The sequence below is a fragment of the Chryseobacillus diguaensis genome (assembly GCF_049220665.1).
Taxonomy (GTDB): domain Bacteria; phylum Bacillota; class Bacilli; order Bacillales; family Bacillaceae; genus Metabacillus_B.
Genome location: NZ_JBMKNV010000002.1, coordinates 257,168 through 269,533, shown reverse-complemented (window position 1 = coordinate 269,533; position 12,366 = coordinate 257,168). Strand labels below are relative to the sequence as shown.

Sequence of the window (12,366 nt, the reverse complement as noted above, 5' to 3'; positions counted from 1 at the left end):
TTGTGCTCATACGAATTAGAAATGATATTTCAAATGACATTGTAAATGTCGAAGAAAGCCGAAGAGATGACGTCGTAAAAACATTAGAAAAATACATCGGACTACTATGGGAAGATTATCATGAAAGGAAAATTTCACAATCCAAAGAAGAATGAACCGCCGCATTTGCGGTTTTTCTTTTGGACAAAAATCAACAATCAAAGATAACAGAGCCTATTAGAAAAGGAATATAAAGGAGCTATAGCGAAATGAGAATGAAAAGAAGGAGGAGGAAAGAAAATGGCACTTTATATTGCGCTGCTAAGAGGAATCAATGTTGGAGGCAAAAATAAAATCAAGATGGCAGAGCTTCGAAAAATTGTAGAGGAAGCCGGCTTATCAAGCGTACAAACGTACATTCAAAGCGGAAATGTTCTTTTCGAATCTACTGATAATGAGCAATCAGTACGGGAAAAGATGCAGCAAGCCATAGAAGCTGCCTTTGGTTTTTCGGTCACCGTCATTTTACGAACTGCAGAAGAAATCCAAAATACATTAGCAAGTTGCCCTTTTTCTGAAAAAGAGATTTTGGAAGCAGAAGCTGCCTCAGCAGCTGAAAGCCTTTATTTAGCCTTTTTGCTTGAGGAGCCTTCTGAGGAAAAAGTCGATCTGCTTACCAAAATAAAAAGCGAAGATCAATACCGCATAGAGGGAAGGGAAATCTATCTTCTCTTTCAAAATAGCATTCGCAATTCGAAGCTTGCCGCAAGTCTAAAAAAACTGAACGTCCCTGCAACAGTCCGAAATTGGAAAACGGTTACGAAACTTGCCGGGATGGCAGAAGCCATGAAGGAATAAATAGCCTAGCCTTTTTTCAGTTTTAAACAACTGTGGAAAATCGTTTTTACAATTCAATCCAGTTTTCCAACCTCTTCCCCTCTCAAGAAAAAAACGCCAGGAACCCTCCCGGCAGCCGCTTTTTAGTCTATAAGGCGCTTCTCTCCATTTGAGAAAGTTTTTTCATCCTGGGAGATGTAGTTTCTTTTAGAAAGGCTCTTTTCTTAAACTTTGTTGCTCATGACCCTATATTTAGTCCTCGAAACCAGTGGGGGAAAAAACTTTAAGAAAAGATGCCCCGATGCTAGTCTAAATGCGTGATAAAAGCATGTACGAAAAACAACAATCTCTGCCAAAACAGCCTTTAGAAAAAACCTGGAAGTTATTTTTTCGGATTTTATCCAGGATGGCCTTGTAAAAGAGCTGCATTAACCAGTTTTCGTGCATGAAGCGGATATTCGTGAATGGTATCCATTGCTTAGTTTCTGCTTCGAATGCGAGATATTCCCAAACCGAAATGAAAGAAGAAGTGAATGCAGTCTTTTAAATCCTGCTCTTGGCAGGATAAATTCTATTCTCAATCATTCCCTTACGGCAATTCAATTATAAGTAAAGCAGCCATATAGGCTGCTAGGCTTCGTTAATATTTATGCGGTAATGCTCAAACCATACATGAATTTGGCCAAGGTGCGCCAGCAGCTGAGGACCATTCATCAGCTGTCCGTACCAAGGTGCTTTAAAACCGCTTCCGTTTGTTTCTACAATATGATCCAGATTTTCTCTGTTTAAGAGGACATGCAGGATCGAATCCTTGTTTTGAAGATGGCCTTCAAGCCATTTTTTTACAGCTTCTGTATAAGCGGGATGATGCGTTTTGGGGTATGGACTTTTTTTCCGGTACAGGACGTCTTCCGGCAGCAATCCTTCTAATGCTTTTCTTAAAATTCCTTTTTCTCTGTTACCGTGCATTTTCATTTCCCACGGTATGTTCCAGACATACTCAACCAGCCTGTGATCGGCAAACGGCACCCTCACCTCAAGACTTGCCCCCATGCTCATGCGGTCTTTACGATCCAGAAGGGTCGTCATGAACCAAATCATATTCAAGTAAAATAGCTGTCTTCTTTTTGCTTCAAGTTCCGTTTCCCCTTCGAGGAGAGGTGTTTCCGTGATGGTTTCTTCATATTTTGATTTCACATATTCCTTGAGGTTCAGCTTCTTCTGCCAATCCGGTTTCAGAAGCTCAATTCTTGCTTCTGTTGATCGCATCCACGGGAAAACGTCTGAATCTCCCGGACTGTGAAACCATGGATAGCCCCCAAAGATCTCATCAGCGCATTCTCCTGAAAGACTGACTGTGAAATCCTGTTTAATTTCCCTGCAAAACCAAAGGAGAGAGCTGTCGATATCTGCCATTCCCGGCAAATCTCTTACTTCTGTGGCTTCTGTTAAATAATCGGCAAGCAGCTGCTGGGAGATAACTGATTGATGATGAGTCGTTTGAAATGTGTCAGTCATCAGCTTGATCCAATAGCCATCTGAATTTGGCTGAAAATCATTTTTCTTAAAGAATTTATCGTTTTCTTCATAGTCGATGGAATAAGTATGAAGCTGCCCTTTTCCTTCTGCTTTATAGACTTCAGCTGCAATTGCTGTAATGGCACTTGAATCAAGGCCGCCTGAGAGAAAGGTGCAAAGCGGCACATCAGATACAAGCTGTCTTGTGATCGCATCTTTTACTAGATAACGCACTTTATCCACAGTCTCATCAAAGGAATCCGAATGGACTTCACTCTTCACATTCCAATAACGCCATACTTTTAGTCCATTGCTGTTAAGCTTCAGCGCATGACCCGGCCGGAGTTCCTCTATCCCTTTGAATACACCGCTTCCTGGAGTCCGTGAAGGACCAAGCCCCATTATTTCAGACAATCCTTCTCTGTCCACAACTGCCTTTACATCAGGATGAGCCAGAATGGCTTTCATTTCCGAAGCAAAAATTAAGGAAGCATTTTTTTGCCGGTAAAAAAGCGGTTTTACCCCAAGCCGGTCTCTTCCAATAAAAAGTTCTTCTTTCTCGCTGTCCCAGACAGCAAAGGCAAAAATACCGTTCAAATGCTCCAAACAGTCTGCCTTCCACTCCATGTAAGCAGTCAGCAATACTTCTGTATCTGAATGCCCCTGGAATGTGTAGCCCCTTTTAAGAAGCTCTTTCCGGATCTCTTCTGTATTGTAGAGCTCTCCGTTATAGCAAATCGTAAATTTCTGAGCATCCTTTTTTCTTGTCATCGGCTGCTTTCCGCCTTCAAGATCGACGACTGAAAGCCGTTTGTGGCCAAATAATGCATGGCCTTCTGAAAAGAAATTGGTATCGTCAGGGCCTCTTTTTGATAAGGTTCCCGTCATTTTTTCTATTGTCCCTGTTTTCTTGGACAGGTTTCGCTGCATATCGATCCAGCCTGCAATCCCGCACATCCTCCATCATCTCCCTGTTCCAGCCTTTATCCTATCCTGGAAGGTTCATTTTGCAATCCACTATCCTAGCATATGAAAGCAGGCTTTGTCCGGATGATCTTAGATTCTGCATAAAGGCTCTTGGATTTGGGTAAAACGGAAATGTAGATGTCCAATTAGGAGTGAACAGCCACTTGAGTGAACAATTGAGAACGGAACTTTTGCGGTACCAGGACCGCTCCTTTATCATCGGCATGATTCAGATGCTTGAGGATGAATGGTTTTTCTTTGAAGAAGAAGGAGACGAAATGGTTCTGCTTGAAACAATGAATATGAATGAGCTTGAAATTTTTTTAAGCGGCGGATGGCAAAAAGGAAAATGGCTGCCAAGCGGAAAAATTAAAGGGCTTTTTGGAACTCATACAGTACATGAGGATGATTGCATTCGAATAAAAAAGCCGCTTCCTTTTGCATTTGATCAAATGCTCCATTCCATATCAGATGAAACGTTTATTGAATTTACAAAACAGCTGAACGGCATGGGATTTTCCGTATATGACTGTATATACAGCTACAATCAGCTTATGTTTATGGGAAAGAAAAAGCTGAAAAAAGGGGTTTCTTTTTTTCAATTTGATAATGAGGACAGAATATGTGCGGTTCAGCATCACTTCGAGCGCGGAAAAAATTCGAGCGACCGGTTTGAATTTACAACCAGCAAGGGAGACCGGGCTATTTTGTATCATGTATAAAAAGCGCAAGACGCCCGCTTATCGGCGGCAAGCACAAAACGAGCTGGCTAGAATGTTGTTCTTTTACCTTCTGACAGTTTGGCTTATGACCTCGAGCCGATGGCGCCTGATGCTGGATTCAGTGCATGAATTGAGTTGAGAAATGATTTAAATTCTGGCATTAAGATAAAAAATCTGCCTTCTGTTCAGGAAGGCAGATTTTTTTATGCAAATGGATGGAAACCCAAAGGCAAACGCAATCCCATGTAAATGACCAGAATTAAAGCAATCACAAAGATGATCCACAGTGTTCTTACAGGCTTTCTTTTTTTTGTTCGGACAAGGATCAATTCCATTAATACGATAATGACAAGTCCTAAAAAAAGCTTACCGAAATACTCTCCCTTGCTTAGGTTATATCCGGCTATAAACAGCTGCACTCCCGTTGCCAATATCAGAAGGTAGAATACCCTTGTAATCATATGTACAATCGTAAACGGCTTCATTTTACCTGAATTGAATAAAGATACTGCTGCAAAAAATAAAATAAGCCCTAAAAGCCAAGTGGTAATGTGCAAATGTGTTGTCAATGCATTTCCTCCTTTCTTTATTAATCAATGAATAAATTAATTTTACCATGAAAAGGATCTAAAAATGAAAGATAGAGATCAAATCTTGTCTATTGTGTTCTTTACTATCCTACGATCCTACGATATTGTATAAATAGAACCCCCAGTTAAAGCAAATGTAAGCCTTTTATTTCTGATTATTAAGGGGAGTACGGAGGGATTTTATGACGAAATCAGCAGATATTATTGAGATTACAGAAAAATACGGGGCGAACAATTATCATCCGCTGCCGATCGTTATCTCTAAGGCAGAAGGGGTATGGGTGGAGGATCCTGAAGGTAATCGCTACATGGATATGCTAAGTGCCTATTCAGCGGTCAATCAAGGTCATCGTCATCCTAAAATTATTCAGGCGCTGAAAGATCAGGCTGACAGGGTAACCCTTACATCCCGTGCATTTCACAGCGATCTGCTTGGACCATGGTATGAAAAGGTTGCAGAATTGACTGGAAAAGATATGGTACTGCCGATGAACACCGGAGCAGAAGCAGTTGAAACAGCGGTGAAGGCCTCAAGAAGATGGGCTTATGATGTAAAAGCTGTGGCATATGATAAAGCAGAAATCATTGTATGTGAGGATAACTTCCACGGAAGAACAATGACAGCTGTCTCCATGTCTTCAAGCGACGAATACAAGCGCGGCTTCGGTCCAATGCTTCCTGGAATTAAAATTATTCCTTACGGAGATCTGGAGGCTTTAAAAGAAGCCATAACACCAAACACAGCTGCCTTTATCATTGAACCGATTCAGGGCGAAGCCGGAATCAACATTCCGAAAGAAGGATTCTTAAAAGAAGCCTATGAATTCTGCAAAGAAAACCATGTTCTTTTTGTTGCTGATGAAATCCAGGCTGGTCTTGGACGCTCCGGCAAAATGTTTGCCTGTGACTGGGAAGAGATCAAACCGGATATGTATATCCTTGGCAAAGCCCTTGGAGGCGGAGTTTTCCCAATTTCCTGCATAGCAGCGGACAAAGATATTCTAGGGGTATTTAATCCTGGATCTCACGGCTCAACCTTTGGAGGGAATCCGCTTGCATGTGCGGTTTCTATCGCAGCACTGGATGTTCTGATTGATGAAAGATTAGCAGAACGCTCTCTTGAACTAGGAAACTATTTTCAGGAAAAGCTGGGCGAAATTGATAACCCAATCATAAAAGAAGTTCGCGGAAAAGGTCTTTTCATTGGCGTGGAGCTTACAGAAGACGCACGTCCATACTGTGAAAAATTAAAAACAGAAGGCCTTCTTTGCAAAGAAACACATGATACAGTTATTCGTTTTGCGCCTCCTCTTATTATTTCAAAAGAGGATCTTGACTGGGCGATTGAACGGGTTAAAAACGTGCTTTCTAAGTAAGAAAATAATGAAAGGGCTGCTTCAAAAGACTAATCTTTTGAAGCAGCCCTTTTTATTCAGATGTTTTTCTCTACTCGGTATAAATCAGAAGAATTAACGATGTTTTAAGTGAGTCAGGTACCCGTTCAGCCTCATACCAAATATAACCCCTGCTCAGAAACGAATCTGTCTGCTTCATTCTCAAACTCTTCTAAAATAATCAATATGCCTTCCTGCCCGCCCCATTCCACATGAGCCCCGATAATCTTGAAAACGAGCATTTTTGACAAATAGTCTTTCTTTTCCAAAACGAAAAAGGACCTGAGATATCAGCTTCTCATTTCTTTATTACTTTATCTTGTTTTTCAATTTTCCGACTGAAGTGATGCTGATTTCCACCTCATCACCTGATTTTAGAAACCTCGGCGGTTTAAAACCGCTTCCCACGCCTGACGGGGTTCCTGTTGCGATAATGTCTCCAGGTTCAAGAGTGGTACCTTGCGAGATAACAGAAATAATGTGTTCAATTGAAAAAATCATATCTCGCGTTTTTCCGGACTGCCGCACTTCCCCGTTTACTTTCGTTTCCACCATCAATGCGTATGGGTCCGCAATAACAGACTTGTGCACAATATAGGGTCCCATGGGACAAGAGGTATCAAGGCTTTTTCCAAGTAAAAATTGTTTATGGTTCCTTTGAAGATTTCTCGCTGTCACGTCATTTAAAACAGTATAGCCAAATACGTAATCCATTGCTTCCTCTTCAGCTATTTGCTTTCCTCTTTTTTCAATGATGACAGCAAGTTCCCCTTCGTAATCAAGCTCTTGTGTTATATGTGTGTGCGGATCAATTAATTCTTCCGGACCGATAATCGCTGTTGGCGCTTTTGAAAAAAGCATTGGGTATTCAGGAATATCCGCTTCGCTCCCCATTTCGATTGCATGATCACGATAATTTTTTCCGACACAGAAAATATTTTTCTTTGGTCTCGGTATAGGCGAGAGCAATTTCACATCTTTCAGCGGATAAATAAATGAGCCGGCTTCTTCCGATTTTTCCAGCCACTGCTGAAGCTGCCTGACATGATTTATAAGCTTTTCCCCTTTTTCTATGCAGCAGATCATATCAGCAGGAATAGTCTCCATTTCAAATAATTTTTTTTCTGCTTTTTGCAGGTCTAAAATTTGGTTTTCTTCCATGATCAATCCGATGAATGTTCTTCCGTTGAGCTGGGCGGTTGCAAAATTCATTGATCCATTCCCCCGTGACTTCGTTTTATGTTCATTTTTGCCTGTTTTACTTTTTTAAAGGCTCTTTTGCTTTTTCATCTAATTTAATGAATTCTGGTATACATCTGCGAATTTTAAGAAAAGATGCCCCGAAGCAAGACAAAATGCGTGATAAAGGCATTTGCGAATAGCAACAATCTATGCGAAAAGCCTTTTTAACAGCCAAAGAAGGAGCTGGCATTAGAAGCCGTTTGCTTCTTCACTTCTTCAAGCTGGATGGAGTAAATATTCGACAAACACTTGCAAATATCCTCCAAAAGAAAAGGGCTTGTTTTTCTGCCTTGAAACGGACCGTAATATTTCCAGGGGCTAGCTTTTTGCAAGAAAACCTCCAAGCTTTCTTCCACTTCTCTATTTCTTTGTCCAGATTAGCGGCGTCATATTGATCAAGATGGATAGGCGCATCTATCATGTTTTCTCAGAAGCCTCCTGAAAAGGGATAAAGCCTTCTTTATTTATTTTGATATTTTCAGCTGGGAACACCTTTTCAAAGTCTTTGACTACTTGATGAATATGTTTTCTGTTAAACCATTCTTCCGCCTCTGCTTCTTGGTGCAGCTCTTCCATCCCAAGCTTGATCGAACGTTTTCCGTTTGCTCCATCCCCCATAAATAAATCATCAAGACATACCCTGTTTGTTATCCCGCTCAGTTTTTTTGGAAACTCATCAGAATAAGGAAGGACTGGGGCTGCTGCAGCCTGTGTCGTTATTCCGTTTTCCGTCAGAAGTTTCAAAGCATTCATTCTTGCTTTTAATGGAGGCGCTCCCGGTGAAAACAGCTTTCTTATTTCTTCCCGATCTGTTTCAATTGTCATGCTGACGAGCAGATTGCCGTTAAATTTCTTGAAAAGATCCAGATCTCTTTTTACAAGAGGACTTCTCGTCTGGACAAATAAAAAATCAGGCTGGATCTCAGTCATTGTTTCAAGCAGCAGTCTCGTGATCTTTTCATTGCTTTCAACTCCCTGATATGGATCTGTGCTTGAGGACATGAATATTCTGACGGGCCCTTTTTCCTTTGCCTTTTTCAGTTCCTTCGCAAATGACTCTTTCGATGCCTGCTTAACATCTACCCAGGTCCCCCATTCTTCCTTCCGAAAAAGAGATACCGGCAGCTTCCTGACATAGCAGTATTTGCAGCCGAATGAACAGCCGATATAGGGATTCAGCGAATACTCATATCCTTCAAGAAATCCGCCTGTTTTGGTTAAAAAAGCTTTTGGATTTCTATAAGAAATCTCCAACTAAACACCCCCTCATCTGTTGAAAGATGTAACATTATTAGTAATTTTAGCGAAAATGAAGACAAATTCATTTTCCGTTGTATAATAGGTTTATTCATTTCCAATTACATACCAATTATCTATTGAAATGGATGGATCATATTGAAAGTTGGAGAAAGCAATGGTCAATGAAATTGAAGCTAAAAGAAAAAGTTTAATAGAAACCGCTAGGCTTTATGGTATGAATGATGCCGCCACTATTCAATGCAGCCAAGAGCTGGATGAGCTTCTTTTAGAACAAATGAAACAGCAATCCAAGCATCCTCTTCCAAAAAATAGCAGACGCATGAGATAACATTTCTAAGCACCATAAATCATCTTGCGCCATACTTTTTCAGCAGGCCCGTAAGAAAATCTCCTAAACCATAACACACTTAAGAATGCCTGCCCAACATAAACGACTATTGCAATCGCTATACTTCTTGCTGAAGAAGCCTCCCCGTATAATCGGAGTCCATAGGAATAAAACACGAAGCAAAGGACAACTGATTGTATTAAATAATTTGACAGAGATGCCCTTCCCATTTCCAGCAGAGGTTTATATGCTTTTTCATTCATTCTTCTTTGCAATAACAGAAGGATGCCGCTTGCGTAGAAAAAAGCGAGTACCGGTCCTCCAATTGAAAGCTGCAGATGCCGTGTCAAAACATTTTCTCCTGTCACATACGGGCATATTTTCAACGGCAGCCCAATTGCCCATGACAAGAAGAAAAGGAGTTTCAGCTCTTTTCTCACATCCGGTTCAAGCTTATTTTGAAACCAGCCGCGCTTTGCCGCATAAGCTCCGAGCATAAAAAGCGGCAGCAGTGAAAGAATCAATAACGGTGCATTATATAGATTGTTTGTATAATACCAGTCTGCCAATCTTCGGCCAAATATTGCAACCCAGGAGCCTTGACTATAGGTTTGCAGTGAGTGCTGAATCTGTTCTTGCCGGCCTGCCAAGATGAGATTTTGAGGCCTTTCTGCCCCTGCAATTGCATATAATAATCCTAAAAGAATATTCGGTATAAACAGAAGGCAAATTCCACATTGCAGCAGAAAGGCTCTGGACATCTTTATCAATGGCATAAAAATGAAGCCGGTAACCGCATAGGTCATTAAAATATCTCCATGCCAAATAAAAAAAGCATGAATGACCCCAAACAAGAAAAGGGCAGCAAGCCTCTTTCCATAAAATTTGCTGAACGATTGATCTCTTTGCCTGAGCCTTTCATAAAAAAGCCACGTCCCAGCTCCAAACAGCAAAGAAAAGAGAGGATAAAAGCTTGCCTGAGCAAATATTGAAACCATTATTTCAATCGTTCTGTCTGTAAAATCATTGCTCTCAACCATTGATTTTTGGTAAAGAAGCGGTCTTGAAAAATCAAAAATATTCACAAGCACAATTCCAAACAATGCAAAACCTCTTAATATATCAAGTGAATAAAGCCTTTCTGCTTTTTCTACAGGAGTGAATTTCTCCATAGCAGCTGCCCTCATTTCTCCGCTAATATCACAACTTTTTATCTATATCATAAACTGCATGTAACAAAGCCCTGTTGTTTTTAATTTCTTCAGAAAGGGTTCATACCCTTTTAAAAGTAAGGCTCTTTTCTTAAACTTTGGCGAAAACAGCCAAAAGTAAAGGATGTTTTTTATGCCTGCTATCGTAGGGATCTTCAAAGTAAACAGTATTGGAACGTCGAGTATTCTCCATATAGGGGATGTCCTGAACATTTCTCCCGTAAGTGAAGTCAAAACCTTTTCCGGAGCCGGCTCCTTTGTTACCGGAGATGATTTAACAATCTACAACCAGAACAGTGTGACAAATACGTATGACAACAATGCTGTCGACCAGCCAATTGTCGGCAATCTCTAGGGGTGAAGATTGTGAACTTTTACATTACCCAATCCATTCATATTAACTATATAAAAATAGGGGGGATCAACAACTCATCCGTTTTTCAGATTGGGAGTGCAGGTTATATTAAACCGCTTTCCAATCTTTATAATACAGGAGGCTTCTTTGAGCCAGCCCCTCCTGCAAGAAGACGCGGCAGTACCATGGCGCAGCCGGCTGTCCCGCTTGCCGCTTTTGGCCGGTAATAGAATTGTCCCAAACAGGCTTAACTGCCTCCTTTTGAGCATATAATGGAGTTATCCATCAGTTTGCGTGCAAAAAGTGAGGTGTTGCGGCATGTATTACGGTTATGACTGGACTAATTATTTTCAGCAGCTGCTTGCTGTACTTAATCGGCAAGAGAGACAAATTCAAGGACTTGAAATGATGCTGCAGCAGCTGACCCGCGAAGTTCAGGAAATAAAAGGCCGTCCAACAACAAATATTGAACGGATTGATTATAATTTTGACCAGCTCAAGGTGCAAACGCTTGAAGGCACACTTAATATAGGGCTAAACCCTACGGATCCTGAGCCTATTGAAAACTTTGAAGTGATCCAAAAAGGTCAGCACGTCGGTGTTTTGCAAAGGGAACACAATGAAGATATTTACGTTCAGGCGCGTGATCAGCTTAATACTTACTTGAGCGAGGAATGCATCAATGTAATGGAGGAACTTGAAAAGCGCTATTCACGAAACCTCGATGAAGGACACCGGAATATGGTCATTGAGGATATACGCAAGCAGCTGGATACTCGAATTCATCATTACTTAAAAAATGTTGATCTGAGCGACAATAGGGAAGTTGACACGAAGCTTGAGCCAATCGTTCAACAGATAAAAAGCGAAATTTTCCAGTCGATTGAAACATTTATTAAATATCTTCCAACTAATATTAAGGGGGATTCATCATGAACTTCAGCGTTGTGAATTGCGAATTGAATGTTTGTTTTATTAAAGTAACAGCTGTTGCTTCTTCTTCCGTCTTTTTAATTGGCGATACGGAAAATATCGCCCTGTCCGCCGTTTATGATACCCCGCCTGAATCACTGATTGTCGGGCCTTTTGTGCCCCTTTCTATTTCGAGATAATGCGGCGTCTTTCGATAGTGAAAGCGGCATATGTTAACGTAATGGGGATTTCTTCTGTTTTTAACATAGGTGATTCGGATGCCATTACACCCCGTACAAAAATTTTTGCAGTGCAAAGAGAAGCAGAAATTTTTTATGACGGTGAAGGTGATTTTAGCCAGTATGAAATTTTCAATACTCCTCTTATCAAACCTGTAAAGAACGAGACCGTTAATACTTCCTTTTGCAATGAAAAGCATGCGATAAATGTTCAATATGTAAAGGTGCTTGCATTATCTTCTTCTGCGGTTTTTCATATCGGCTCTTCAAACCTGGTTGATGCAGTAGCGCGTATAAAGCATACACGGCAGCTCCTCAGTACAGATGAAACTTAAGCTTTCTTATGAATATACTATGATTACGACTGAAGAAGTCAAGGATGTCCCATGAATGAAATTGTGGGACGAATAAAGATGAACCTTAAGCTTTTTTATGAATATACTATGATTACGACTGAAGAAGTAAAGGATGTTTCCCGTGCCTGCAATTGTTGGACCAATAAAGATCAACACTGTATCCACTGGCGGCGTGGTGAATTTCGGCGACACTTTTTATATCTCTCCTAAAACAGCTTCTAAAACGGCTTCAGGTTCTGGTGCTGGAAACGTCGGGGATTTCTGGATTTTGAATAATGGCATCAGTGCCACCAATATGATTGATCCGGATGTATCAGACCAAAATCAAACAGGCAACAGTTAGGATACCTTGCTTTCCTTCGTCTCGAAATAAAACACGTTCCAAGTTTAATCGTTTATCATTCCTTTTTAGTAGTATGAAGGAAAATCAGTAAGTTCAATATAACGAAATATTTTC

The 12,366-nt window shown here is 40.7% G+C and carries 16 protein-coding genes; 10 read left to right on the top strand and 6 right to left on the bottom strand.

From position 1 onward, the window contains the following. Positions 1 to 279: 279 nt before the first annotated feature. A complete protein-coding gene (locus ACOT8F_RS04130) occupies positions 280 to 837 on the top strand; it encodes a DUF1697 domain-containing protein (RefSeq protein ID WP_421650291.1) in 558 nt (185 codons plus the stop codon). Between the two features lie 609 nt (positions 838 to 1,446). Here the strand turns inward: ACOT8F_RS04130 and asnB are convergent. Beyond that, positions 1,447 to 3,291, bottom strand: coding sequence for an asparagine synthase (glutamine-hydrolyzing) (gene asnB / locus ACOT8F_RS04125; RefSeq protein ID WP_421650290.1), 1,845 nt, complete (start codon positions 3,289 to 3,291; stop codon positions 1,447 to 1,449). A 173-nt stretch (positions 3,292 to 3,464) separates the two neighbouring features. On the opposite strand from asnB, the gene ACOT8F_RS04120 reads away from it, so the two are divergent. Next, positions 3,465 to 4,022: a DUF2777 family protein gene (locus ACOT8F_RS04120; RefSeq protein ID WP_421650289.1), complete on the top strand. Its 558-nt coding sequence runs from the start codon at positions 3,465 to 3,467 to the stop codon at positions 4,020 to 4,022. A gap of 203 nt (positions 4,023 to 4,225) precedes the next feature. Here ACOT8F_RS04120 and ACOT8F_RS04115 read toward each other — a convergent pair whose 3' ends face one another. Beyond that, positions 4,226 to 4,591, bottom strand: coding sequence for a YisL family protein (locus ACOT8F_RS04115; RefSeq protein WP_421650288.1), 366 nt, complete (start codon positions 4,589 to 4,591; stop codon positions 4,226 to 4,228). A gap of 203 nt (positions 4,592 to 4,794) precedes the next feature. Here ACOT8F_RS04115 and ACOT8F_RS04110 point away from each other — a divergent pair, with 203 nt between their 5' ends. Then, on the top strand, positions 4,795 to 5,988 hold the full coding sequence (locus ACOT8F_RS04110) for an ornithine--oxo-acid transaminase (RefSeq protein WP_421650287.1): 1,194 nt from the start codon (positions 4,795 to 4,797) through the stop codon (positions 5,986 to 5,988). 131 nt (positions 5,989 to 6,119) lie between these two features. Here ACOT8F_RS04110 and ACOT8F_RS04105 read toward each other — a convergent pair whose 3' ends face one another. The 3 genes from ACOT8F_RS04105 to ACOT8F_RS04095 all read right to left on the bottom strand — a co-directional run bounded on the left by ACOT8F_RS04105 (position 6,120) and on the right by ACOT8F_RS04095 (position 8,502). Further along, positions 6,120 to 6,275, bottom strand: a complete 156-nt coding sequence (locus ACOT8F_RS04105; protein WP_421650285.1) for a hypothetical protein — start codon at positions 6,273 to 6,275, stop codon at positions 6,120 to 6,122. Positions 6,276 to 6,315: 40 nt separating this feature from the next. Next, positions 6,316 to 7,218 carry a fumarylacetoacetate hydrolase family protein gene (locus ACOT8F_RS04100; RefSeq protein WP_421650284.1) on the bottom strand — a complete coding sequence of 301 codons (903 nt, stop codon included), beginning with the start codon at positions 7,216 to 7,218 and terminating at the stop codon, positions 6,316 to 6,318. A 447-nt stretch (positions 7,219 to 7,665) separates the two neighbouring features. Next, the gene (locus tag ACOT8F_RS04095; protein ID WP_421650282.1) at positions 7,666 to 8,502 is read right to left on the bottom strand and encodes an SPL family radical SAM protein; all 837 of its coding nucleotides are present in this window, start codon (positions 8,500 to 8,502) and stop codon (positions 7,666 to 7,668) included. A gap of 160 nt (positions 8,503 to 8,662) precedes the next feature. Between ACOT8F_RS04095 and ACOT8F_RS04090 the strand changes: the two genes are divergently transcribed. Further along, entirely contained in the window at positions 8,663 to 8,836 is a 174-nt protein-coding gene (locus tag ACOT8F_RS04090) for an aspartyl-phosphate phosphatase Spo0E family protein (RefSeq protein WP_421650281.1), read from the top strand. A 5-nt stretch (positions 8,837 to 8,841) separates the two neighbouring features. On the opposite strand, the gene ACOT8F_RS04085 is transcribed toward ACOT8F_RS04090, so the two are convergent. Next, on the bottom strand, positions 8,842 to 10,008 hold the full coding sequence (locus tag ACOT8F_RS04085) for a DUF418 domain-containing protein (RefSeq protein ID WP_421650280.1): 1,167 nt from the start codon (positions 10,006 to 10,008) through the stop codon (positions 8,842 to 8,844). A gap of 172 nt (positions 10,009 to 10,180) precedes the next feature. On the opposite strand from ACOT8F_RS04085, the gene ACOT8F_RS04080 reads away from it, so the two are divergent. The 6 genes from ACOT8F_RS04080 (at position 10,181) to ACOT8F_RS04055 (ending at position 12,252) form a co-directional block, all read left to right on the top strand. After that, positions 10,181 to 10,402, top strand: coding sequence for a spore germination protein (locus ACOT8F_RS04080; protein WP_421650279.1), 222 nt, complete (start codon positions 10,181 to 10,183; stop codon positions 10,400 to 10,402). Between the two features lie 11 nt (positions 10,403 to 10,413). Beyond that, entirely contained in the window at positions 10,414 to 10,629 is a 216-nt protein-coding gene (locus ACOT8F_RS04075; protein ID WP_421650278.1) for a spore germination protein GerPB, read from the top strand. A 91-nt stretch (positions 10,630 to 10,720) separates the two neighbouring features. Then, complete coding sequence (gene gerPC, locus ACOT8F_RS04070) at positions 10,721 to 11,338, top strand: spore germination protein GerPC (protein WP_421650277.1); 618 nt, start codon at positions 10,721 to 10,723, stop codon at positions 11,336 to 11,338. Continuing rightward, entirely contained in the window at positions 11,335 to 11,514 is a 180-nt protein-coding gene (locus tag ACOT8F_RS04065) for a spore gernimation protein GerPD (protein ID WP_421650275.1), read from the top strand. The genes gerPC and ACOT8F_RS04065 overlap by 4 nt, the downstream gene beginning before the upstream one ends. 17 nt (positions 11,515 to 11,531) lie before the next feature. After that, entirely contained in the window at positions 11,532 to 11,888 is a 357-nt protein-coding gene (locus tag ACOT8F_RS04060) for a spore germination protein GerPE (protein WP_421650273.1), read from the top strand. 142 nt (positions 11,889 to 12,030) lie between these two features. Further along, positions 12,031 to 12,252 (top strand): spore germination protein, encoded by a 222-nt coding sequence (locus ACOT8F_RS04055; RefSeq protein ID WP_421650272.1) that lies wholly within the window; start codon positions 12,031 to 12,033, stop codon positions 12,250 to 12,252. The last annotated feature ends 114 nt before the right edge of the window (positions 12,253 to 12,366 follow it).